The organism is Bradyrhizobium cedriense (assembly GCF_054602315.1).
The window spans coordinates 495,760-519,444 of the sequence record NZ_JBTSWB010000001.1; the positions used below are offsets into that span (position 1 = coordinate 495,760).

A 23,685-nucleotide genomic window follows, 5' to 3' on the forward strand; every position below is an offset into this window, starting at 1 on the left:
CGCCTTGATTGAACTTGGTCGCGCGAGCGGCTAAGGCATCGGCCTGAATTCGGAGGAAGCATATGTCGACGCCCACGGCAGTGGCGCTGGAAGATGCCAAGGTCGCGTTCCGCCTCGGGGACGGCCGGGTCTATACGGCAGTGGAGAAGGCCCATCTCACGGTCGCCGAAGGCGAGTTCGTCGCCATCGTCGGCCCGACCGGCTGCGGGAAATCGACGCTGCTCAATATCGCCGCCGGTCTGCTGAAGCCCGCCGCCGGCAGCGTCAAGATTTTCGACCGGCCGCTGACGGGGCTGAACCAGGATGCCGGCTACCTGTTCCAGGCCGACGCGCTGTTCCCGTGGAAGACCGCCCTCGACAACGTCGCGATCGGACTCGAGATCAAGGGCACGCCGCGCGCAGAGGCGCTGGCGCGGGCGCAGAAATGGCTCACCTCCGTCGGCCTCGGTGCCTTCGCGAACCGCTATCCGCACATGCTCTCGGGCGGCCAGCGCAAGCGCGTGGCGCTGGCGCAGGTGCTGATCCGCGATCCCAGGATCCTGCTGATGGATGAGCCGTTCGGGCCGCTCGATGCGCAGACGCGCCAGGTCATGGGCAACCTCCTGCTCGACCTCTGGAACGCCGACCGCAAGGCCGTGCTGTTCGTGACCCACGATCTCGAGGAGGCGATCGCGCTCGCCGACCGCGTCGTGATCATGTCGGCGGGACCGTCCTCGCGCATCATCGGCGATTGGCGCGTGAGCCTGCCGCGCCCACGCGACATCTTCGAGGTGCGGCTCGACAAGGAGTTCCACTCATTGCATCGCGAGATCTGGAGCGTGCTCAAGGACGAGGTGATGAAGGGTTACGCGCAGTCCACCCAGGCTGAGGAGGCGGTCTGATGTCGCGCCCGACGCTGCTTGCGCTTCAAATCCTGGTCGCGGTCGTCTGCATTGTGCTGTGGCAAGTGCTGTCGACCGTCCCGGTGTTCGGCAAGATCCTGCTGCCGCCGTTCTTCTTCTCCAATCCGTTCGACGTGTTCAGCCAGATCGTGAAATGGTTCTCGTCCGGCGTGATCTGGAAGCATCTCGGCATCACGTTGACGGAATCGATCCTCGCTTTCGTGATCGGATCGGTCGGCGGCGTGCTGGTCGGCTTCTGGTTCGCGCGCCAGCCGCTGGTGGCTGCGGTGTTCGACCCCTACGTGAAGATGGTCAACGCGCTGCCGCGCGTCGTGCTGGCGCCCATCTTCGCGCTGTGGCTCGGGCTCGGCATCTGGTCCAAGGTCGCGCTCGGCGTCACCTTGGTGTTCTTCATCGTCTTCTTCAACGTCTATCAGGGCGTCAAAGAGGTCAGCCGCACCGTACTCGACAATGGCCGCATGCTCGGCATGAGCGAGCGGCAGTTGATGCAGCACGTCTATTGGCCGTCGGCGCTGTCGTGGATGTTCTCCTCGCTGCACACCTCTGTGGGTTTCGCTGTGGTCGGCGCGGTCGTCGGCGAATATCTGGGATCGGCGGCAGGGCTCGGCTATCTCATTCAGCAGGCCGAGGGCATCTTCGACGTTGCCGGTGTGTTCGCCGGCATGTTCGTGCTGTCGGCCTTCGTCATCCTGATCGACTTCGGGGTGACGCTGGTGGAGCGTAGGCTCTTGGTTTGGCGACCGACGGCCTCGGACGGGCGCGGCTAGGTTGGGATACCTCGTCTGCCTGCTGACATTTATGTGATTGGCCGGCCGGAATAGAACGCGCCCCCACGCGTCATACCCCCATGCAACCACCTGCATGGGAGTTCAGGATGCCCCGATCACAGTTTCGCCGCGTCGTTGCGGCGCTCGCAGGCAGATGCCGATGGTCAAGGCCCGGCCTCGGCTTGGCGCTCGTCGGCGCGCGCATTCTGATCGCATTCGCCCTCCCTCCACTCGTTTTCGCGCATGAGGCCCATACGGTCGCTCCGCCGGCTGCGCTGACCGCGGAGGAGCGTGCCTTCCTGGAAGAAAACGAAGCCGCAATGACCAGGATGATGAATGACATGGCGGTCAAGCCGACCGGCGACATCGATCGCGACTTCGTCGCGATGATGAAGCCGCATCATCAGGGCGCGATCGACATGGCGATTATCGAATTGCGTTACGGCAAGAACGAGCAGCTCCGGCGCATTGCCCAGGAAATCATCGTCGACCAGATGCAGGAGATCGCGGCTATGAAGCTCGCCATCGGCGAGGCGGCGACAGACACGACGCCCGCGCCCACTCAGCCGTCATCTGTTCCCATCGCAACCGTCCATCATCATCCGGACATGCAGATGGATGTGTCCAATGGACTGAAGAAGTAGGAGCCGCAGATGACGACCTCGCGAAGCAGAATGATGAAGAGCATTTTCCTGGCGGCTACCATGCTTGCCACCGGCTCGGTCGCATGGTCAGGGCAGGCGCCGGGCGCGCTGTCCGCCCCCGATATTCCGATCAGCCATCACGACCGCGTTTATGCGGCGGAGCAGTTCTCGAATACGGTTTCGGTCACTGATCCGGTCGACAACAAGCTGCTTGGCGTGATCCGGCTGGGTGATCCGCAGCCCGGCAATTTCAGCCCGCTGTACAGAGGGCAGGTTCTCGTGCATGGCATGGGCTTCTCGCCCGATCACAGGACGCTCGCCGTGGTGTCGATCGGCTCCAATTCGGTGAGCTTCATCGACACCGCGACGAACGCGGTCAAGCACGTGACCTATATCGGGCGGTCGCCGCACGAGGCGTTCTTTACGCCGGACGGCAAGGAGGTCTGGGTCACCGTTCGCGGCGAAAACTACATCTCCGTGATCGATGCGAAGAGCTTTGAGGAGAAGACCCGCATCACGACCCCCAACGGGCCCGGCATGCAGATATTCTCACCCGACGGCAAGTACGGCTATATCTGCTCGTCCTTCAATCCCGAGACGGATGTCGTCGAGGTCGCCGAGCACAAGATCATCGCCAAGGTGAAGCAGGAGAGCCCGTTCTGCCCGAACATCGCGGCGACGCCGGATGGTAGCCAGGTCTGGTTCACGCTGAAGGACGTCGGCCGGACCCAGGTGTTCAACGCCAAGCCGCCGTTCAACCCGATCAAGACGATCGACACCGGTCCGATTACAAATCATGTCAACTTCGCGCACACCGCAAAGGGGACCTTCGCTTACGTCACGATCGGTGGCCTGAACGAGGTGAAGGTGTTCCGCACCGACGATTTCTCGCAGGTTGCGACGATCCCGGTCGGTAACCTGCCGCACGGCGTCTGGCCATCCGGCGACGGCACGCGTGTCTATGTCGGGTTGGAGAATGCCGACGCGCTCGCCGCGATCGATACCGCGACCAATAGTGTGGTGGCAAACGTTCCGATCGGCCAGGCGCCACAGGCGATCGCTTATGTTCCAGGTGCAGCGCCCAACCCGGATGACCGCCAGAACTTGCAGGCACTTGGCGTTGCCGGTCAGGTCGCTCATCTGTCGCTCGCATCCAGGGATGGATCGAAGGATCGCAAGGCGCCGACCAGTGTCTCGCTGTTCGATCAGGGCCTGATTCAGATCTTGCAGGCTTCGGTGACGGGACTCCAACCCAAGCAGAAATATGTGTTGGCGTTTTCTGAACGCAGCGATGGAGGCGGTCCGTTGCAGCCGCTGGCCGCGTTCATGACCAATCCGGCCGGATCCGCCATCGTCAACGCAACAGGTCCGATCCGGCAAATCGTCGATCGGTCGGCCGTGGCCGGAAAGCGATACCTGGTAATCGCCTCCGCAGACGCCGACGGGCCCGGCGAGGCGGTCCAGATCGAGACGCAATGACGCGCCGTCGGACGTCAGCGAAGCGTGAGCGGAGCGCTTCATGAAGGACATGCTGGTTCAAGTCGAGCCGCTGATCCCCGCGCTTCGCCGCTACGCTCGCGCGCTCATGCGCGATCGCGCCGCGGCTGACGATCTGGTTCAGGATTGCCTGGAGCGTGCCGTCAACCGCTGGCATCAGCGGCGTGACGGCAGCGTGCGCGCCTGGCTGTTCACCATCCTCCACAATCTGGCGGTCACGCAGTTCCGCCAGGCAACAGCGCGGGGTAGGCATATGCCGATCGACGACGCAGGCGAGCGTGAGCTTGTCAGTGCTGCCGCGCAGGAGCACAGGCTGGTCTATCAGGATGTCCTGAACAAGCTTGCGCGACTGCCGGACGAGCAACGAGCCGTGTTGTTGCTGGTCGCGGTCGAGGATCTCTCCTACGCGGACGCCGCGGAAGCGCTGAATATCCCGGTCGGAACCGTGATGTCGCGCCTGTCGCGCGCGCGGGAAAGGCTGCAGCAGGAGATGGATGGCGTTGCACCAGGAAACGTCGTGGCATTGCGGAGCGTGAAATGAACCAGCGGCCGGTCACGGAAGATGATCTCCACGCCTATGTGGACCACGCGCTTGCGCCAGGGCGTCGTGCAGAGGTCGCATCCTATCTGGACGCGCATCCGGACGCCGCCGGGCGTGTCGCGGCCTTCGCCGCCCAGCGCGAGCAGTTGCGCAGCGCGCTGGCGTCAATCGCCGATGAACCGTTGCCGGCCGAACTGAACCTGTCGCACATCATCGACAACCGGAGGCGGCGTCCTCTGCGGACGTGGGCGACCGTCGCTGCGATGTTGCTTCTCGGCAGCGGTGGTCTCGGCGGGTGGACCATGCGCGGCGTATTGCAGGATGGCTCGAATGGATTGTCCGCATTGGCGCAGGAGGCAGCCTATACCTATGGCGTTTACGCACCGGATCGCGTGCGGCCGGTCGAGATACGCGCGTCCGATAGCGTCGAGCTCACGCAATGGGTCTCCAACCGACTGAAACAGCCGATCAAGGTGCCGGATCTCTCTGTGTCCGGTTATCGGTTGATGGGAGGACGCCTCGTTGCCACCTCCCACGGTCCGGCTGCGATGTTCATGTATGACGACGATCGCGGCGACCGCCTCGTCGTGCTGACGCGGCCGATGAGGAGCCGTCATCAGGATACGCCGATGATGCCGCAATCGGCCGGCGACGTCGCAGGCTTTGCCTGGGCAGATGGTGGCCTGGGTTATACGCTCGTCGGCCAGCTTCCCACAGACACCCTCAAGCCGATCGCGAACGAGATCCGGAAGCAGGCGCGCCCGATCTAGTGACTAGCGGCGAAGTTCACGAACGGGCCCGCGCATTGGCGCGAGCCCGAACAGTCGAACCGCGCCGTGATTGAGGGGCTCAATCCAGCAGCTTGGTGTCGTCGGGCGCCTGCGGCGGGGTCTTGATCGCGATCGCCTTGACCTGGCCGCTGATCGGTTTGGTTGCGCCGAAAGGCCGATGGCCGGCCCACTTCGGCGCGCTTCTCAAGCCAGTCCCGCTGCTCTATGGTGCCGCCGGCCGAACGGAGGAAACCAATGAAGAACACGATTGCCAGGCTCGCCGGCGCGCTGCTCGCGCTGACGCTCACCACCTCGCTTGCCGCCGCGCAAAGCAAGGTGACCATCGCGGTCGGCGGCGGCTCTTGCCTATGCTACCTGCCCACGGTGCTGGCCAAGCAGCTCGGTGAATACGAGAAGGCTGGCCTCGACGTCGAGCTCGTGGACCTCAAGGGCGGTTCGGACGCGCTGAAAGCCGTGCTCGGCGGCAGCGCCGACGTGGTCTCCGGCTATTTCGACCATTGCGTCAATCTCGCGGCCAAGAAGCAGGAGCTCCAGGCCTTCGTGGTCTATGACCGTTACCCCGGTCTCGTGCTGGTGGTCGCACCCTCGCGCACCAGCGACATCAAATCGGTCAAGGACCTCGCCGGCAAGAAGGTCGGCGTCAGCGCGCCCGGCTCTTCCACCGACTTCTTCCTCAAATACATGCTCAAGAAGAACGGGCTCGACCCCGCCGGCACCGCCGTGATCGGGGTCGGCCTCGGCGCCACTGCGGTCGCCGCCATGCAGCAGGGCCAGATCGACGCGGCCGTGATGCTTGATCCTTCGGTGACGGTGCTTCAGGGCAGCCACAAGGATCTTCGCATCCTCTCGGACACCCGCACCCAGAAGGACACGCTCGAGACGTTCGGAGGCGAATATCCGGGCGGCGCGCTGTACTCGACTGCGGCCTGGATCAACGGCCATGAGAAGGAGACGCAGGCGCTCACCAATGCGATCCTCGCGACGCTGGCCTGGATCCACTCGCACTCGCCCGAGGAGATCATGGCGAAGATGCCGGAGCAGGTGGTCGGCAAGAACAAGGATCTCTATCTCGCCGCGCTGAAGAACACGATCCCGATGTTCTCGGAAACCGGCAAGATGGATCCGAAGGGCGCGGATGCCGTGCTCGCCGTGTTCAGCGTCGGTTCGCCCGAGGTCGCGAGCGCCAAGATCGACGTCAGCAAGACCTTCACCAACAAATTCGTCGATCAGGCCAAGAAGACGACGGGGAATGCAAAATAGCCTGACGCGAAGGCGCAGCGGTCGGGCAGCATGACGCCACCGGTCATTCATCGCGTCAGGACGCTTGATCTTGCGGTGCGGCCGGTCGTGTGGCCGTTCGCCGGGGAACGCCGCGCCGAGATCGCGGCGCATTTCGCCGCCAAGCAGCGCGAGCGGCCGAAGATCTGGAATGGCCGCATCCTGCTCGGGCGCGACCCCCTATTCGCGGGCGGCCATCTCGCCGCGACGTACTTCGAAACCGATTTCGCAAGCTTCCTCGCTTGGCGCGACTGGGGCTTTCCCGATACGGCCGTGTTCAACGGCTTCGGCATGGGCGCGCTGCGGGCCTCCGACGGCGCCTTCGTGATGGGCGAGATGGCGCCGCACACCGCCAACGCCGGCCGCATCTATTTCCCGTCGGGTACGCCCGACCTCGACGACGTCAGGGATGGCTTCCTCGACATTCCCGGCAGCGTCGTCCGCGAGATCGCGGAGGAAACCGGACTGACCGCCGACGACTACGCTGCGGAGGCGGACTGGCACTGCGTCGTCTCCGGCCGCGCGATTGCGATGATCCAGGTCCTCAACCTGGACATGCCGGGCGACGAGGCCCGGGCCCGGATCGAAGCCAATCTCGCGCGCGAGGCCGAGCCTGAATTGTCGGCCATCCATCTCGTGCGCGACATGGGTGATCTCAGGCCGTCCATGCCGCGATTTGTCACGGCATTCGTCGAGCGCCAGTTCGCCTCGCGCTGATGCGCGAGGCTTGACATCGCCGCGCTCAACCCATGTGATGGGCAAAAAGCAAAAGCAACGAGAATGCGATGCACAATCGTCCAGGGAGGTTTTGATGCGCCTGCGCATGGCTGCCCGTTTGGTACGTGGGCTGTTGGTCGCGATGTCAGCGACGGGCTTGGCGGTGTCCGCCGAGGCCCAGGAGAAGAAGCTCAAGATCGGTGTCATCTACGATCTGACCGGCCCGCTCGCCGGCGGCGGCTCGGAGCTGCAATATACCGGCGCAAGAATCATGCTGGATCAGTACAGCACGAAGGATGTCGAGGGCTACAAGATCGAGGCGATCTATGCCGATGCTCAGAGCAAGCCGGACGTCGCCATCAATGAAGCGATCCGTTTGATCGAGCAGGAAAAGGTCGACATGCTGCTCGGCTTCTTTTCCTCGGCGCAGTGCGTGCCGGTGGCCGCGCGCGTCGAGCAGCTGAAGAAGTTCATGTGGATCACGACCTGCATTTCCTCCGCAGTGCTGGAGAACAAGAACTACAAATACGTGTTTCGTCCGCAGGCCTCCGGCGATCAGTTCGGTATGATGACGATGGACTTCATCGCGCAGAACACGAAGGAAAAGTTGGGCAAGGATCCGAAGGATCTGCGGGTCGCCATCATCCATGAGGACGGCGCCTATGGCGTCGACGTTGCCAAAGGCAATGAAGCCGGCGCCAAGAAGGCCGGTTTCAACATCGTGCTCAGGGAAGGCTATTCGGCCACGGCCCCGGATCTGTCTGCGCTGGTCATCAAGCTGAAGCGGGCCAAGCCGGATGTGATCTTCCACACCGGCTACAATCCCGACATTACCCTGCTGCTCCGGCAAGCCCGCGAACAAGGGCTGAAGTTCGGTGCACTGGTGGGACATGGCGCCGGCTACGGAGTCTATGAGAAGCTGAAGGAAGGCCTGGGAGCCGATGTAAACTACTTCTTCAACACCGATCCGATCTCGATCTGGCTCGCCAACCAGAAGAGCATGGATCCGAAGCTGCCGCCGATCATCAAGACGGTTGGCGAGGAGTTCGACAAGCGCAAGCCGGGCGTCGCCATCCGTTCGGCTCATGTTGGCATGGCTGCGTCCAACACCTACCTGTTCCTGAACGATGTGCTGCCGCGAGCGATCAAGAAATATGGCGGCATAGATCCCGACTCCCTGCGCAAGGCAGCACTCGACACCGACATACCCGAAGGCGGCACCATGCTCGGCTTCGGCGTCAAATTCCACGCCGAGGGCTCGCCAATGGCCGGCCAGAACGAGCGCTCGTTCCCCGTCGTAATCCAGTACGTCGACGACAAGTCCTACGTGGTGTGGCCCAAGAGTCAGGCGCAGCGCGAGGCCGTGCTGCCGCTGCCGAAAGGCACCACCTACAGCAACCAGTAGCGGCGGGGTGTTGCGGTGTTGGAAGTCAACGGGCTGGTGAAGCGGTTTGGCGGCTTCACCGCCGTGAACAACGTGTCGTTCAGGGTCGACCAGGGCGAGATCCTCGGCCTGATCGGCCCCAACGGTTCGGGCAAGAGCACGATCTTCAACATGCTCTCCGGGACGCTGGCGCCGACATCAGGTTCGATCCTGTTTGGCGGCCACGAGATCGCGGGCCTTTCGCCGCACCGGATCATCAATCGCGGCATCGGCCGCACCTTCCAGATTCCGCGTCCCTTCCGCCGCCTGACCATCTTCGAGAACGTCGCGCTCGCCGGCTTCTACGGCCAGGGCCGCCACAGCCGCGCCAGGGCGGAGGAGGCGGCCGAGCGCGCGCTGGCGATGGTCGGCCTGCCCACCGATCGCCATGCCAGCGTCGATGGACTGGGAGCTGCGGGGCTGAAGAAGCTCGAGCTCGCGAAGGCGCTCGCCACCGCGCCGAAGCTGCTGCTCGCCGACGAGAGCCTCGGCGGCCTCGACGAGGCCGAGATGGATCAGGCGGCCGACATGCTGCGCAACATCCGCGACGAGCTCGGCATCACCATCATCTGGGTCGAGCACATCATGGGCGTGCTGATGCGGGTCGTCGATCGCGTCATGGTGCTCGATCACGGCGAGAAGATCTCGGAAGGCCTGCCGAGCGCGGTCGCCGGCGACCCGCGCGTGATCGAGGTCTATCTCGGCACCGATGCCGAGACCACGCAGGCTGCGGCCGCCGAAGCGCGCCGCCGCGCGGGAGGGTAGCCGATGCTGGAGCTTCGCGGCGTCAATGCCGGCTACGGCACCTTCCAGGCCCTGTTCGATGTCGACCTCGACGTCAGGGCTGGCGAAGCCGTCGGTGTCATCGGTCCCAACGGCGCCGGCAAGACGACGCTGATGCGCGTGATCTCGGGCCTGATCAGGCCCTCGCGCGGCTCGATCAGAATGGAAGGCGTCGACCTCGTGGCGACGCCCTCGCACAAGATCGTCAGCCTCGGCATCGCGCATGTGCCGGAGAACCGCCGGCTGTTTCCGCAGCTCACGGTCGACGACAATCTCAAGATGGGCGCCTTCATGAAGGAGGCGCGCGGGCACTATGCCGAGCGGCTCGACGTCGTATTCGAGCTGTTTCCGCGCCTGAAGGAACGTCGCCACCAGATGGCCGGCACCATGTCCGGCGGCGAGCAGCAGATGTGCGCGATCGGCCGCGCGATGATGTCCAACCCGAAGCTGCTGCTGCTCGACGAGCCCTCGGCGGGTCTTGCGCCGGTCGTGGTGCAGCAGGTGTTCGAGCTGGTGAAACGGATCCGCGCCAGCGGGCTGACCGTGCTGATCGTCGAGCAGAACGTGCAGCAGGTTCTGAAAGTGGTCGATCGCGCCTATCTGATCGAGGCAGGCACGATACGCGCGTCCGGCACCTCGGCCGAGATGCTGGCGAGCGACACGGTCAAGGAAGCGTATCTCGGGGTGTGAAGGGCATGCAGGCGTTCCTGGACGTTTTCGACATCTACCTGCTGGAGGCCGTGATCAACGGCATCCTGCTCGGCGGCGTTCTGGCGCTGCTCGCGCTCGGTCTCAACCTGATCTTCGGCGTCATCGATGTGACCTGGATCTGCTATGCCGAGCTCGTGATGATCGGCATGTACGGCATGTACTTCATGGTGCAATATTACGGCGTCAGCTATTTCGTCGCCGCGCCGCTCACCATCCTGCTGGTCGCGGCTCTCGGCGCGGCGCTGCACTACCTCGTGATTGCGCCGCTGCTCACGGCGCCGCCGATCAACCAGCTGCTCGCGACCGGCGGCGTGCTGTTCGTGCTCCAGAGCTTTGCCACGGTCGCGTTCGGCATCGACTTCCGCAATCTCGGCATCCGCCTGCCGGTGCTCGCCTTCGGCGACATGAACTTCAGCTACGCACGGCTTCTGTCTTTCGCCGCGGCGCTGGTCGGCATGGTCGCCGTCTATCTGTTCATGACGCGCACCTTCACCGGCACCGCGATCCGCGCCATCTCGCAGGACCGGCAGATCATGGCGCTGATGGGCGTCGATACCAGGCGGATCTACCTCATCACCTCGGCGCTCGGCGGCGCGCTGGCCGGGCTTGCGGCCTGCCTCCTGGTGCTGCAATACGACGTGCATCCCTTCGTCGGCCTCTCCTTCGGGCCGATCACCTTCCTGATCTGCGTGCTCGGGGGCCTCGGCAATTTCATCGGCGGCTTCATTGCCGCCTTCGTGTTCGCGGAGATCATCTCGCTCGGCGGCCTGTTCTCCGATCTCGAATGGGGCTATGTGCTCGCCTTCGCCTTCTTCATCGTCATGATGTTCATCCGGCCCGCGGGCCTGCTTGCGAGGCGCAGATGATGGGGCAGGGGCGGCTTGCAGCCTGGGGAATAGGCCTGGCGGCGCTGATCGCGCTGCCCTTCGTCTATCGCGATCCCTATCATCTGCACATTCTGGTGCTGATCCTGATCTGGTCGTTCGCCTACACCTCTTGGTCGATGATGGGGCGGTTCGGCCTGGTCTCGCTGGGGCACGGCGGCTTCATGGGCATCGGCGCCTACGTCACTGCGCTGCTCTGGAATCATCTCGGCCTGTCGCCCTGGATCGGCATTCCGATCAGCATGGCTGCGGCGGGAGCGCTGGCGCTGATCGTCGGCTATCCCTGCTTCCGCTTCCGCATCACCGGCCACTATTTCGTGCTGGTGACGCTGGCGCTCTCCGGAATCGTGCTCCAGGTCATCACGGCGACGCGAGACTATACCGGCGGCTCGCTCGGCTACACGCCGAACCGTGCATCAGGCAACAAGCTGCTGGCGCTGCAGTTCGACGACAAGATCACCTGGTACCTGATCGCGCTCGCAGTCTGGCTTTTCGGCATTGTGGTCTGGCACTGGGTCGATCGCAGCATGGCCCGCTATGCACTGGAGGCGATCTCGGAGGACGAGGACGCCGCGGCCGCGGCCGGCGTCGACGTCACTGCGGAGAAGTTGAAGATCACGCTGCTCAGCGCGGTGATGACGGCGCTCGCCGGCGCGATCTACTGCCAGTACCAGATGTTCATCACGCCGGACACCGTCAGCGGCATCGCCGTGTCGCTCCAGATGGTGTTTGCCGCCATCGTCGGCGGGTTGTTCGTCTCGCTCGGCCCGACCGTCGGCGCCATCATCACCATCATGCTGGCCGAAACGCTGCGCATCGGCTTCGGCACCAAGGCGGTCGGCTGGGACAACCTCGTCTACGGCGTGCTGCTCGTGCTCTTCATCATATTCCTTCCCAAGGGTATCCTTGGTAGCTTGCTCGACCGATTGAAGCCGCAACGCAAGGTGCCCCGCGCTCATGAGCAAGATGCCGTCCAAATCGCTCGCCCAGGAACTTGACCGCTACATCACGCCATTCCGCCATGATGGTTCGGGCAAGTTTCACCTCAAGGACCACAAGACCGACGAGAGAGGTGATCTCGACAAGGAGAGGGCGCAGGCGATTCTCGAGGACAACAAGAAGCGGCTCATCGGGTTTCAGGAGAGGCTCTACGCCCAGGACCGCTGGTCGCTGCTGATTGTGTTCCAGGCCATGGACGCCGGCGGCAAGGACAGTGCGATCAAGGCGATCTTCGAGGGCATCAATCCGCAAGGTTGCGAGGTCCACGCCTTCAAGGCGCCGAGCAGCAAGGAACTCGACCATGATTTCCTCTGGCGCCACGCCGTGGCGCTGCCCGAGCGCGGCCATATCGGCATCTTCAACCGCTCCCACTACGAGGAATGCCTGGTGACGCGCGTGCACCCGGAGATCCTCGCCAAGGAGAAGCTGCCGCCAAAGCTCGTGACCAAGAACATCTGGAAGGAGCGGTTCGAGGACATCTCCGCCTTCGAGCGCTATCTCTCCCGCAACGGCACCGTGGTGCTGAAATTCTTCCTCAACGTCTCCAGCGAGGAGCAGCGCAGGCGCTTCCTCGACCGGTTGGAGGATCCGGCCAAGCAGTGGAAATTCTCCATGGGCGACATCGAGGAGCGTGCGCTGTGGCCGCGCTACCAGGCGGTCTACCAGGACATCGTCCGTCATACTGCGACGCCTCATGCGCCGTGGTACGTCGTGCCCGCCGACCACAAATGGTTCGCCCGCGTCGTGATCGGCTCGGTGATCAACGCGACGCTCGAAAAGCTCGACCTGCGCTTCCCCCGCGCCGACAAGGCATCGCTGCAAGAGTTCGAGCAGGTGCGCCAGGCGCTGGAGAAGGAGGAAAAAGGGGGCAGGAAGCGAGCCGGGTGAAGCGAGAGGCGGCCGGGCGCGGACATGCGGCAACGAAAAGCTCGAAAACAACCCCATGCACAGTAGCCCGCGCCAGCGGAATCAATTGCTTGGCGGGGGACTCGGTGCTTTGCGGATTTAGCGAAGCCGTTGACGCGTCGGGCAAAACAGGAGCAGGATGGCATCATCGCCACGCCGGGCAGATAGGCGAGGCGAGGCAACCATTGTTTACCGCGAAGGGACGGCGGGCGCGGCGCACTGGCGCCATTGCCCACCCCGAAGCCTTACCAAGGTTCGCTCTCGGCCCTCTCAATATCCGCGAGCCCACCAGTAGCAGAAGCGCTCGACATTGGCGGGAAGCCCGGTCTCGTAGTTCGCCCACTTCTCGTATTTCGGCAGCTTCACCTCCTTCATCGCGTTGTCGAAGCATTTGCCGGCGTCCGCCGCCTTCTTCACCTCGGCCGAGAGGTCCTCCATGTAGGCGATGTGATCCTCGATGTCCTTCTTGGTGCCGAAGCGACCGCCGGCATAGGGATGGCCGGGGATCATCCGCTCCCAGTCGAGCGACGCCAGCTTCTTCAGCGAGGCGATATACTCCAGCGGCGAGGCGTTATCGGGGATGTTGCGGAACTGGACCTGCTCGATCGGGGCGAAGTCGACGACGAAGACGAGCTTCTCCTTCGGCAGCCGCATCACCAGCGAATTGTCGGAATGATTGCGGCCGACATAGTTCAGCTCCAGCGTGGTACCGCCCAGCGAGATGCTCTTCTTGTCGTCCACCACCTGATCCGGCATCACGACGTCCGCGAGCAGCGACTTCTGCTTCTTCAATTCGAGCAGGCGCTCCTTGGTCCTGCGGTGCGCGATGAAAGTCGCGCCGAGATCCTTGAAGGGCTGGCCGCCGGCGATGTGATCGTAGTGATGGTGACTGTAGATGACGTATTTGATCGGCTTGTCGGTGACCGCCCGGATCGCGTCGATATAGGGTTTGGCGGGACGCAAATAGGAGATCGGATCGGTCGCAATCACGCCTTGCGGCGTCACCACGAACATCGCCTGATGGCCGCCATAGCGGAAAATGTAGACGTTGTCGGTGCCGTCGACCTTCCTGGTCGAAGTCTGCGGCGGGCTTTGTGCGGCTGCGCATCCCAGCGAGGCGATGAACGCTACCAGCGCGGTGAGGCAAATCGATATCTTCATGTCTGGCTTTCTGGAAATGACGGATGGCGGGAGAAGCTTCCTCGCAATCACAAACGCTGCCGGGAAGGTTTTATTCCGCTGCATCGAGCGCAGGCCAGGCCAACCTAGCCGTGTGCCACAGCGACCCAGGGAACTCGCGGCCAATTGTGATCCTTCGCGTCTTTGATCCCGCTTGACAGTTTTATGTCCGAGGAGGACCATACCGCTGGTCGCAAACAAGCGACGCGTAACGTCCACCTCATGAGCAAGGGGAGGTCTATGACTCCACCTCCGCAGATCCAGCCGCGTTAATTGCGATGGAGCTCGTTCGGACTATCGCATAGCGGCAGAAACCGCGAACGGCACGCCGGGACAAGGTTTAGAGGGCTGCATCAGTGAGGCAAAGCCCCTACCTTCCCGGCGCTGTATTTTGCGTCAGCTTTACCTTTGATCGTGTCGGATGGCCGTGTCGAGGCTGCCGCAACGGGCATCTTTGACCTCCCCTTTCCTCTTCGCCGTCGTTCCGCAATGGCCAGAAAGGTCCTTGGCGCATCACAGCGCATGGCCGAGGCCGCGGCTCTCCATCCTGCACTGCGGCAAATGCCAAGAGAATGTCGCCTCGAAGGCCAACTTCCGACACAGGGCCGGGGCGAATAGCTGCATCCGACATGACGCATGTGCTTCGGCGGTGATGGTCCCACCGCCCCCGGGGCTTTTGGTTTTTTCAGGGAATCCGCGTGTCGCATAAGCTTGTCCCGGCGCTCCTCGCCGCTCTCTTCCTCGCGATCTCGTCTCTCTCCGGCGCCAGCGCCCAGACGCCTGCGCCGGCGGCAAATCATGGTGCCGCACTGTCCCCCGAGGAGGCCACGCGCGCACTGGAGACGCTCCAGGACGAGAAGAAGCGTGCGCAGATGATCGACACGCTGCGCGCGATCGCGAATGCGTCCGGTCAGCAGCAGGCAGGGTCGCCGGCGTCCGAGCCAAAATCCCCGATCCCGCTGGCGGCCGACGGCCTCGGTGCGCAGCTCCTGCTCACGGTGTCGGAGGAAATCGGCGAGATCTCGGGCGAGATCGCCGGCATGGCGCGGACACTCACGCACTTCCCGGCGTTCTATTACTGGATCGTGCGGACCGCGAACGATCCCGCAGCCTACAACCTCCTGATCGAGATCGCCTGGAAGATGGCGCTGGTGCTCGGCTGCGCCCTTGCGGCCGAGTGGGTGATCTTCCGCCTGATCCGCCGTCCGGTCGCGTTCCTGGAACGACGCGTGCCGCAAACCGCGCATGTGTCGGAACAGGTGCTACCCATCGCCGACCCGCCGTCATCTGTGGCCGATGTGACTCCCGCACCCGAGATGAACAAGCGCCGTCATAGCCTTGCGCGCGTCTGGCAGGTCATGCTTCGGCTGCCCTTCGTGCTGGGGCGCCTCATGCTCGAATTGCTGCCGGTGGTCGTCTTCGTGGGCGTCGCCACGGCGCTGCTCGGGACGGAAATCGGCGAGCCCACGACCGTCCGCCTCGTGATCCTCGCAGTCGTCAACGCCTATGCGTTCTCGCGCGGGCTCATCTGCATGGTCCGAGGGCTGGCGGGGCCGTTCGGCCTGTTTCCGGTTCGGGCCGAGACCGCAGCCTATATCGAGATCTGGGCACGCCGCATCGTCGGCGTCGGCGTCTCCGGCATCGCCTTTGCCAACGTTGCGCTGCTGCTCGGCCTGCACCGCGCCGGCTATGCCGCGCTGCTCCGCATGGTGATGCTGGTCGTGCACCTCTTCATCGTCGTCATCATCCTGCAATGCCGCCGTCCGGTCGCCGAGGCCATTCGTGCGCCGGCGGAACGGCAGGGGATCGCGGCTCGTCTACGCAACCGCATCGCCATGGGCTGGCACTATCCTGCCATCGCGCTCGATCTCGCGCTGTGGGCAGTTTGGGCGCTCAACATCCGCAACGGCTATTCGCTGCTGCTGCAATATTTCGTCGGCACGGCCGTGGTGGCGCTGGTCACGCGTGTCGCCATCATGCTGACGCTGAGCCTGATCGACCGCGGCTTCCGCATCAGCCCGGAGATCCTCCAGCGCTTTCCCGGTCTCGAGATCCGGGCCAACCGCTATCTGCCGCTGTTGCGCAGGATCGTATCCGGCGTGATCGCCTTCATCGGCTTCGTCGCCGTGCTCGAAGTCTGGGGCGTGGACGCGATCGTCTGGTTCTATGGCGGCCAGATCGGCAGCCGGCTGATCTCGGCCCTGGTGACGATCGGCCTCGCCGTGTTCATCGCAGCCGCGATCTGGGAAGCCAGCAACGCGCTGATGGATCGTCAGATCAATACGCTGTCGCGGGATGGCCACTATGCCCGCGCCGCGCGCTTGCGCACCTTCCAGCCGATGCTGCGCACGGCGCTGCTCTGCCTGATCGCCACGGTGGTCGGCCTCACGGCGCTGAGCGAGATCGGCGTCAATGTCGCCCCGCTGCTCGCGGGCGCCGGCATCGTCGGCATTGCCATCGGCTTCGGTTCGCAGAAGCTGGTGCAGGATCTCATCACGGGTCTGTTCCTGCTGCTGGAGAACACGGTCCAGGTCGGCGACAATGTCAGCGTGTCCGGGCTTTCAGGCGTGGTGGAGAACGTCTCGATCCGCACCATCCGCCTGCGCGCCGGCGACGGCGCCGTGCACATCGTGCCTTTCAGTGCGGTCACGACCATCACCAATGCCAGCCGCGGCGCAGGCAATGCTTCCGTCAGCGTCAACGTCGCCTACAAGGAGGACACCGACCGCGCCGGCCAGATCCTCAAGGACATCGTCGACGAGATGCGCCGCGAACCCGAATTCCGCGCGTTGATCCGCGGAGACCTCGAACTCTGGGGCATCGACAAGGTCGACGGTGCGATGGTGTCGATCGTCGGCCAGATCCGCTGCACCGAGGCAGGCCGCTGGCCGGTTCAGCGCGAATTCAACCGCCGCATGAAGCTGCGCTTCCAGCAGAATGGGATCCAGGTCGCATCCGCGACGCAGACGATCTTGATGCAAATCGCGCCGCCGGCCGAAAGCGCCGCCAATCTGACGCCGCGGCGGGCGGCGGGATAGGCTCCACAATCTTCCCGCTTGCCTCGATCAAGGCGTTCGTGGTGTCGTCGCCGACAAGACGCGGTCTGCGACCGACGGGCTGATTGTCGACGAATCGGGTCTGTCCAGACTCTGCATCTCCTGCCGGCACGGCATCTGGGCACCGCAATAGCGCCGTTAACCTTCTCGCGCGTTACTGTCAGGCATTCGCGACAGTCTCGCTGCGGTGCAAGATTAAAATCGAGGCCTGAGTCTCTCCGTCCTTGATCTGGATGAAGCGCTGGCCGACAATGTCCTCGGTTCAATGAGAAGCTCCTTGGGGGAAATACGTGAATAGACCTGCGCGGGTCGTTGCCCAACCGACATCATCCAATCCACCCCAAGGCATGACGCTGTTGCGCGATCCCTTGCTCAACAAGGGCACCGCCTTCACGGAGTCAGAGCGCGAGACGCTCGGCCTGCGCGGCCTCTTGCCACCCTGCGTGCTGACGATGGAGACGCAGGCCCAGCGCGTGCTCACAAATCTGCGCACGCTGCCGACAGATCTGGAGAAGTACGTCGCCCTGAATGCGCTGCATGACCGCAACGAGGCGCTGTTCTTCCGCGTCGTCGTCGACAATATCGACGAGATCCAGCCGATCATCTACACGCCGACGGTGGGGCTCGCCTGCCAGAAGTTTGGCCTGATCTTCCAGCGGCCTCGCGGCATGTTCATCTCCTCGCGCGATCGCGGCCAGATCGCCGAGATCCTGAAGAACTGGCCTTATCCGGCCAAGCTGATCGTCGTCACCGACGGCGAGCGCATCCTCGGCCTCGGCGATCTCGGCGCCAATGGCATGGGCATTCCGGTCGGAAAACTCTCGCTCTATTCCGCGTGTGCCGGCGTGCATCCCGAACTCTGCCTGCCGATCGTGCTCGACGTCGGTACCAACAACGAAGAGCTCCTGAACGATCCCTATTATCTCGGCCTGCGCGAGCGGCGGCTGACGGGCGAGGCCTATGACAGCCTGGTCGACGAGTTCATGCAGGCTGCGCGAAAGACCTTTCCGGGCGTGCTGATCCAGTTCGAGGATTTCGCCAACCATTCCGCGTTCAAGCTGCTGCACAAATACCGGGACGAGGCCTGCGTCTTCAACGACGACATCCAGGGCACCGCGGCGGTGGCGCTTGCCGGCCTGTTCTCAGGCTTGCGCATCTCCGGCGGCAAGCTCAGGGACCAGCGCATCCTGTTCCTCGGTGCGGGCGAGGCGGCGACCGGCATCGCCGATCTCGTGGTCTCCGCCATGATGGCCGAGGGTGCCACCGAGGCCGAGGCGCTCCGCCGCAATTGGCTGGTGGATTCCCGTGGTCTCGTCGTCAGCGGTCGCGAGGGCCTCTCCGGTCACAAGCTTCGCTATGCCCACACCGACCAGGCGCCGATCGCCGACTACCTCACCGCGATCAAGACGCTGAAGCCGACGGCGATCATCGGCGTTGCCGCGGTTGGCGGCGCCTTCACGCCCGACGTGCTCCGGACGATGGCCGAGCTCAACGAACGGCCGATCGTGTTCGCACTCTCCAATCCGACCTCGAAGGCCGAGTGTTCAGCGGAGGATGCCTATCGCTACACCGAGGGCCGCGCGCTGTTCGCCTGTGGCAGCCCCTATGATCCGGTGAAGCTCAACGACCGCACCTTCGTGCCGCGCCAGGGCAACAACTCCTACATCTTCCCCGGCGTCGGCCTCGGCGTCATCGCCAGCCGCTCGCGCCTCGTCACCGACGAGATGTTCATGGCGGCGGCCCATACGCTGGCGGATTGCGTCGGCAAGGAGGACCTCGCGCAAGGCAGTCTCTATCCGGCATTGCCGCGCATCCGCGAGGTCTCGGTTCGCATCGCAGCTGCCGTGGCCGATGTCGCCTTCCAGCGCGGGCTCGCCGATGGACCGGCGCCCAACGACGTCAAGGGTCTCGTCCAGTCGCAGATGTACGAGCCGAAATACTGAACAGGAAGCGCACTCGCGCGAACGTCAATCGCCAGGCGCTCTCCAGAAATTGGCGCAGCGCCTGAAAATTCCGCAACGACCAAGAGCGCAGAGGCTGTCCCGATTCTGGACGAGTCACTGTTGTGAAATCGTCACAGCTGGCGCGAAACCGCCGCGGCCTCCGGGCTGCTTTCGTTACGACAAGGTTCTGCCCTCATTGCCCACCGAAATCCAGCCGTTCGGAGGGGCGTACCATGTCTTGCATTGCACGTGCCGAAACTGGCCGGATTTCCTTCGCAACCTCGTGCCGTCTGCTGACCGCCATCGCCGGCGTCTCCCTGCTCGCGGCCTGTGCGCAATCGCCGGTCGCTCGCCAGAAGGCCGATCTCGCGACGACCGGCCGGCAGGCCAAGGTGGAGCGTCCGCACAGGGTGGCGGCGCTGCATCCGCGGCCGATCAGCCGGGCGCGCGTTCCAGGCCGTGATGCGAAGCAAACACCGTCGCACGGCGTCGCCAGCTTCTATTCGGACACGGAGACCGCGAGCGGCGAGAAGTTCGACAAGAACGAATTGACCGCAGCGCATCCGACCCTGCCATTCGGCACGAAGCTGCGCGTCACGGACACTTCCTCCGGCCGCTTCGTCACCGTCAGGGTCAACGATCGCGGACCTTATGTGCGCGGACGCGTGGTGGACATTACCCCTTCCGCAGCCGAGGCGCTCGGCATGGTCGACAAGGGAATCACCAATGTCCGTCTGGAGGTCGTGCAATAATAGGGGCGTCTGTCGACACCAACACCGCGCGCTTAACCGGCTGTTAGCCGCTTCCCGATCATCATTCGTGTTCACCATCGCGGATTTCGGGGAGGCGGCGCTTGAACACGATCCAGTATCTCGAAGATCAGGCCGCGCGCGCCGAACGGCTCGCCAAGCGGATCACGGATACGCTGACGATCGAAAAGCTCCTGACCTTCGCGGGCGAACGCCGCCGCGAGATCGAGGTCATCGCGGGCAAGCACCGCAGTCCGAAGACCATGCTGTAGGCGCACCGCGCCACCGCTCAGGAATGGCTCTCGACGAAGTCGCTGAGATAGTCGGGCAGCATCACGCCATCGATGTCGCATCGCGCCCTGATTTCGCCAGCGACATCGGTCGAAATGTCCTTCATCCAATGCTCGAGCGTGTTGAATGAAATCACCCTGACGGGATCGTGGAAGCAGCCGGCAACGAGCTCGCCAATCGTGGCTTCGAGGTCGTTTCGCTCAATTCGGATTTCGGTCGTCCGGTCGAGGCGATCGATGACCACGAATATGGTTTGGTCTGCTCCGTAGGGCACGACGGGAGATGGTACGCCAGCTTCAAGCATCCTAAGGCACTCGCGACTTGGCTTCCGGCCCCCGTTAACGAGAAAAGCCGGACCAAGGTTCCTGCGCGTGCTTGTGGAGCGTCGTCAGAGAAATTCTCTCAAGCGTGAGAGCTCGATCACATGCTCGGGCGAGAGGATGTCTGTGACCAGCGGTGGTTGAGCCGTCGTCCGAATCTCGTAGAGGTGCCGGGTTGCGGCCGGCTTCGCCATGAATGCGGAGATGCAATCGTCGAGCGTGCCCTCAAGGATCTGGTAGGGCTCCCGGTCCGGCTGACGCTGGTTCGCCAGCGAGGGCCATTTATGTAGCACCGCAAGCGCGCCGAAATCGACCTTTGAATCTCCGCCCACGTCCCCGATCACCTCGCCTCACGCACGAAAGAACCCCAGCACGCAAACCTGCGCGCCGGGGTCTAAACCTGTCGCGGCATCTCAATGCCACCGAAGCGTAACGCGGCGGCCGGGAAAAGGTTCCCGCCCGCCTTGCTCCCATCAGCTTGCGGCAGCTGCGATGCTGTGCCTTGGGCCGGCATCGACCTGACGGCTCTCGCCATCGCGGCTGACCTCCGGCGGCAGCCCAGCAAAGCGCCGCAAGGCCCGGGCCATCTGCTCCCGGCCAGGCGCACCGGTGATCACCACGTCCACCATGGCGAAGGATGAGTGGAAATGGCCGCGCGCCTTGAGTTGCTCGACCGCGACACCGGAAGCAGCCATTGCCTCGGCGTAGGCGACCCCCTCGTCGCGCAGGGGGTCGAACTCGCAGGTGACGACGAAGGCCGGCGGCAGGCCGGCGACCTTGCCGCGCAGCGGAGAGACGCGCGGATCGGTGCGGTCGGCCGGCGAGCAGTAGAGGTCCCAGAACCAGTACATCAGCGAGCGCGTCAGGAAATAGCCGGTCGCATTGTCGTTGTAGGAGGGACGATCGAAGCTACAGTCGGTGACCGGGCACACCAGCAACTGGCCGGCGATCTCCGGCCCGCCACGATCGCGCGCGAGCTGGCAGGTGACGGCGGCGATGTTGCCGCCGGCGCTCCAGCCGGCGACCAGCACCGGCCCAGGTCTGCCGCCGAGCTCGGCGGCGTGCTCGGCGATCCAGCGGGTCGCCGCATAGCCGTCTTCCGCCGCGGTGGGGAAGCGATGCTCCGGCGCGTGGCGGTAGCCGACGCTGACGAAGATCATTCCGGTTCGCCGCACCATGTCGCGGCAGAACGGCTCGTCCGACTGCTCGTCGCCGAGGACCCAGCCGCCGCCGTGGAAATAGACCACGAGCGGATGCGGCCCCGAGCTTGCGGGCTTGTAGACACGGTAGGCCAGCGAGCCATCGGCCACGGGCAGGGTGCCGTCGACGATGTCGCCGATTGGCCGCCCTGCAGGCCGGCCCTTGTTGAATTCGTCGACGAAAGCGCGCGCCCCGATCGCGCCCATCGACTCGATCGGCGGCAGGTTCAGCGACGCGAGCAGGTTCATGACCAGCCGCACGTCGGGCTGCAGGCGCACCACCTCGCCATCATTGCATTGCGCGGCGACGCCGGGGCCGGTGAGCCTGAAACCCAGCATACCGTGACTGACCACCTCGTCGCAGATGCTGCGATAGGGGCCGACGCCGCCGGTATAGGGCATCACCCCCTGCACCTTGCCGGGCACGTTGGCGCCCGTGTACCAGGTGTTGGCGAGCCGGTGCAGCGTCAGCATCGAACAATCGGCCATGTGCCGGCCCCAGCCGGCCTGCGCCGTCTCGGTCGGCTCGATCGTGGTGAAGCCGGCCTCGCGCAATGCGACGAGGCGATCGACCACCCAGTCGACATGCTGCTCGATCGACACCGCCATGTTCGACAGCACCGACGGACTGCCGGGACCGGTGATCATGAAGAAGTTGGGGAAGCCGGCGACCGTGAGGCCGAGATAGGTCTGCGGCCCCTGCGCCCAGACGTCGGTGAGCGACTTGCCGCCGCGCCCGGTGATCGGATGCACGGCGCGGATCGCGCCGGTCATCGCATCGAAGCCGGTCGCGAACACGATGACGTCGAGATCGACGCCGCGCCTGGCCGTCGTGATGCCGCCTGCGGTGATCGCCTTGATCGGCTCCTGGCGCAGATTGATCAGCGTGACGTTCGGCCGGTTGTAGGTGGCGTAGTAGTTGGTGTCGAGGCAGGGACGCTTTGCGCCGAAGGGATGATCGTCCGGTATGAGCGCCGCGGCCGTCTCGGGGTCCTTGACGGCGGCGCGGATCTTCTCGCGGATCAGCTCCTGAACGATCTTGTTGCCGTCGACATCGACGGCCTGGTCCGCCCAGAGCTGCGTGAGGATATAGACGAGGTCGCCCTTGCCCCAAGCATCCTCGAAGCGGGCACGGCGCTCGGCATCGCTGAGCTGCCAGCTCACGGCCGTCTGCTGCGGATACGGCACGCCCGCCATCGACTGGCGCGCCTGCTCGCGATAGGCCGCGCGGTTGCTTTGCAGCAGGCTCATGCGGTCTGATGGCGCCGGGCCGTTATGCGCGGGCAGCGCGAAGTTCGGCGTGCGCTGGAACACGGTCAGATGCGCGGCCTGCTCGGCGATCACAGGGATCGACTGGATCGCCGACGAGCCCGTGCCGATCACGGCCACACGTTTTCCGGCGAGATCGACGCCGTCATGCGGCCAGCGGCCGGTGAAATAGACCTCGCCCTTGAAGTCCTTGACGCCGTCGATCTCCGGCGGTTTCGGGGCGGAGAGGCAGCCGGTGGCCATGATGTAATGGCGGCAGGAGACCGGCGCGCCATTGTCGGTGGTGATGAGCCAGCGCTCGGATGTCTCGTCCCATCGGGCTTCAATCACCTTGGTCCTGAAGCGAATGTCGCGCCTGAGATCGTAGCGATCGGCGACGAAGCCGAGATAGCGCAGGATCTCGGGCTGCGTGGCGTATTTCTCCGACCAGGTCCAGGCCGCCTCGAGTTCCGGATCGAAGGTGTAGCTGTAGTCGATGGTCTGGATGTCGCAGCGCGCGCCGGGATAGCGGTTCCAGTACCAGGTGCCGCCGACATCGCCGGCCTCCTCGAGGCCGACTGCCGAGAAGCCGGCCTTGCGAAGACGATGAAGGAGATAGAGGCCGGCAAATCCGGCGCCGACTACGGCGACGTCGACTTGCTGAGCGGTTCCGCGCTCGCCGGGGGCACGTGTGGCAACCATTGCGTCAGACATGGCATTCCTCCCGTATGTTTTGTTTTGTCGTCAGGCTATCGCCTCAGGCTCAGCTTGTCATTACAGCCAGTGCAATCCTCGGTAGTTTTTCGCAGCGGCATCGTTGCCGCGTGAATGTGGTGGGCACTACACGCCCCGCGATG

Annotated in this window: 23 protein-coding genes; 18 read left to right on the top strand and 5 right to left on the bottom strand. The window is 64.2% G+C overall.

Annotated elements, in window-relative coordinates:
- The first annotated feature begins 62 nt into the window (after positions 1-62).
- From ACYCVF_RS02405 to ACYCVF_RS02430, 6 genes are all read left to right on the top strand, one after another.
- Positions 63-881 (top strand): ABC transporter ATP-binding protein, encoded by an 819-nt coding sequence (locus tag ACYCVF_RS02405; RefSeq protein WP_459596951.1) that lies wholly within the window; start codon positions 63-65, stop codon positions 879-881.
- Complete coding sequence (locus ACYCVF_RS02410; protein ID WP_459596952.1) at positions 881-1,669, top strand: ABC transporter permease; 789 nt, start codon at positions 881-883, stop codon at positions 1,667-1,669. The genes ACYCVF_RS02405 and ACYCVF_RS02410 overlap by 1 nt, the downstream gene beginning before the upstream one ends.
- Before the next feature lie 107 nt (positions 1,670-1,776).
- Positions 1,777-2,313 carry a DUF305 domain-containing protein gene (locus ACYCVF_RS02415; protein WP_459596953.1) on the top strand — a complete coding sequence of 179 codons (537 nt, stop codon included), beginning with the start codon at positions 1,777-1,779 and terminating at the stop codon, positions 2,311-2,313.
- Between the two features lie 9 nt (positions 2,314-2,322).
- A complete protein-coding gene (locus tag ACYCVF_RS02420; RefSeq protein WP_459596954.1) occupies positions 2,323-3,792 on the top strand; it encodes a YncE family protein in 1,470 nt (489 codons plus the stop codon).
- Positions 3,793-3,832: 40 nt separating this feature from the next.
- A complete protein-coding gene (locus tag ACYCVF_RS02425; protein ID WP_459596955.1) occupies positions 3,833-4,351 on the top strand; it encodes a sigma-70 family RNA polymerase sigma factor in 519 nt (172 codons plus the stop codon).
- Positions 4,348-5,121 carry an anti-sigma factor family protein gene (locus tag ACYCVF_RS02430; RefSeq protein ID WP_459606484.1) on the top strand — a complete coding sequence of 258 codons (774 nt, stop codon included), beginning with the start codon at positions 4,348-4,350 and terminating at the stop codon, positions 5,119-5,121. The genes ACYCVF_RS02425 and ACYCVF_RS02430 overlap by 4 nt, the downstream gene beginning before the upstream one ends.
- Positions 5,122-5,200: 79 nt before the next feature.
- Here ACYCVF_RS02430 and ACYCVF_RS02435 read toward each other — a convergent pair whose 3' ends face one another.
- Complete coding sequence (locus tag ACYCVF_RS02435) at positions 5,201-5,329, bottom strand: hypothetical protein (RefSeq protein ID WP_459596957.1); 129 nt, start codon at positions 5,327-5,329, stop codon at positions 5,201-5,203.
- A 47-nt stretch (positions 5,330-5,376) separates the two neighbouring features.
- On the opposite strand from ACYCVF_RS02435, the gene ACYCVF_RS02440 reads away from it, so the two are divergent.
- From ACYCVF_RS02440 to ACYCVF_RS02475, 8 genes are all read left to right on the top strand, one after another.
- On the top strand, positions 5,377-6,402 hold the full coding sequence (locus ACYCVF_RS02440) for an ABC transporter substrate-binding protein (RefSeq protein ID WP_459596958.1): 1,026 nt from the start codon (positions 5,377-5,379) through the stop codon (positions 6,400-6,402).
- 30 nt (positions 6,403-6,432) lie between these two features.
- Positions 6,433-7,137: an NUDIX hydrolase gene (locus ACYCVF_RS02445; RefSeq protein WP_459606483.1), complete on the top strand. Its 705-nt coding sequence runs from the start codon at positions 6,433-6,435 to the stop codon at positions 7,135-7,137.
- A 94-nt stretch (positions 7,138-7,231) separates the two neighbouring features.
- Entirely contained in the window at positions 7,232-8,542 is a 1,311-nt protein-coding gene (locus ACYCVF_RS02450; protein ID WP_459596960.1) for an ABC transporter substrate-binding protein, read from the top strand.
- A 15-nt stretch (positions 8,543-8,557) separates the two neighbouring features.
- Entirely contained in the window at positions 8,558-9,325 is a 768-nt protein-coding gene (locus tag ACYCVF_RS02455; protein ID WP_459596961.1) for an ABC transporter ATP-binding protein, read from the top strand.
- A 3-nt stretch (positions 9,326-9,328) separates the two neighbouring features.
- Positions 9,329-10,033, top strand: a complete 705-nt coding sequence (locus ACYCVF_RS02460; RefSeq protein ID WP_459596962.1) for an ABC transporter ATP-binding protein — start codon at positions 9,329-9,331, stop codon at positions 10,031-10,033.
- 5 nt (positions 10,034-10,038) lie between these two features.
- Positions 10,039-10,920: a branched-chain amino acid ABC transporter permease gene (locus ACYCVF_RS02465; protein ID WP_459596963.1), complete on the top strand. Its 882-nt coding sequence runs from the start codon at positions 10,039-10,041 to the stop codon at positions 10,918-10,920.
- Entirely contained in the window at positions 10,917-11,936 is a 1,020-nt protein-coding gene (locus ACYCVF_RS02470; protein WP_459596964.1) for a branched-chain amino acid ABC transporter permease, read from the top strand. The genes ACYCVF_RS02465 and ACYCVF_RS02470 overlap by 4 nt, the downstream gene beginning before the upstream one ends.
- A complete protein-coding gene (locus tag ACYCVF_RS02475; RefSeq protein WP_459596965.1) occupies positions 11,896-12,825 on the top strand; it encodes a polyphosphate kinase 2 family protein in 930 nt (309 codons plus the stop codon). Before ACYCVF_RS02470 ends, ACYCVF_RS02475 begins: the two co-directional genes overlap by 41 nt.
- A 288-nt stretch (positions 12,826-13,113) precedes the next feature.
- Here ACYCVF_RS02475 and ACYCVF_RS02480 read toward each other — a convergent pair whose 3' ends face one another.
- Positions 13,114-14,004 carry an MBL fold metallo-hydrolase gene (locus tag ACYCVF_RS02480; protein WP_459596966.1) on the bottom strand — a complete coding sequence of 297 codons (891 nt, stop codon included), beginning with the start codon at positions 14,002-14,004 and terminating at the stop codon, positions 13,114-13,116.
- Positions 14,005-14,720: 716 nt separating this feature from the next.
- Here ACYCVF_RS02480 and ACYCVF_RS02485 point away from each other — a divergent pair.
- The 4 genes from ACYCVF_RS02485 to ACYCVF_RS02500 all read left to right on the top strand — a co-directional run bounded on the left by ACYCVF_RS02485 (position 14,721) and on the right by ACYCVF_RS02500 (position 20,042).
- Entirely contained in the window at positions 14,721-17,060 is a 2,340-nt protein-coding gene (locus ACYCVF_RS02485) for a mechanosensitive ion channel domain-containing protein (protein ID WP_459596967.1), read from the top strand.
- Between the two features lie 308 nt (positions 17,061-17,368).
- Positions 17,369-19,021, top strand: coding sequence for an NAD-dependent malic enzyme (locus ACYCVF_RS02490; RefSeq protein ID WP_459596968.1), 1,653 nt, complete (start codon positions 17,369-17,371; stop codon positions 19,019-19,021).
- Positions 19,022-19,254: 233 nt separating this feature from the next.
- The gene (locus ACYCVF_RS02495) at positions 19,255-19,773 is read left to right on the top strand and encodes a septal ring lytic transglycosylase RlpA family protein (RefSeq protein ID WP_459596969.1); all 519 of its coding nucleotides are present in this window, start codon (positions 19,255-19,257) and stop codon (positions 19,771-19,773) included.
- A 101-nt stretch (positions 19,774-19,874) separates the two neighbouring features.
- Complete coding sequence (locus ACYCVF_RS02500; RefSeq protein WP_459596970.1) at positions 19,875-20,042, top strand: hypothetical protein; 168 nt, start codon at positions 19,875-19,877, stop codon at positions 20,040-20,042.
- A gap of 17 nt (positions 20,043-20,059) precedes the next feature.
- Here the strand turns inward: ACYCVF_RS02500 and ACYCVF_RS02505 are convergent, their stop codons facing one another.
- The 3 genes from ACYCVF_RS02505 to ACYCVF_RS02515 all read right to left on the bottom strand — a co-directional run bounded on the left by ACYCVF_RS02505 (position 20,060) and on the right by ACYCVF_RS02515 (position 23,542).
- Entirely contained in the window at positions 20,060-20,365 is a 306-nt protein-coding gene (locus ACYCVF_RS02505) for a hypothetical protein (RefSeq protein WP_459596971.1), read from the bottom strand.
- A gap of 84 nt (positions 20,366-20,449) precedes the next feature.
- The gene (locus ACYCVF_RS02510; protein ID WP_459597960.1) at positions 20,450-20,722 is read right to left on the bottom strand and encodes a hypothetical protein; all 273 of its coding nucleotides are present in this window, start codon (positions 20,720-20,722) and stop codon (positions 20,450-20,452) included.
- A 132-nt stretch (positions 20,723-20,854) separates the two neighbouring features.
- Positions 20,855-23,542, bottom strand: coding sequence for a flavin-containing monooxygenase (locus ACYCVF_RS02515; protein ID WP_459596972.1), 2,688 nt, complete (start codon positions 23,540-23,542; stop codon positions 20,855-20,857).
- Between the last annotated feature and the right edge of the window lie 143 nt (positions 23,543-23,685).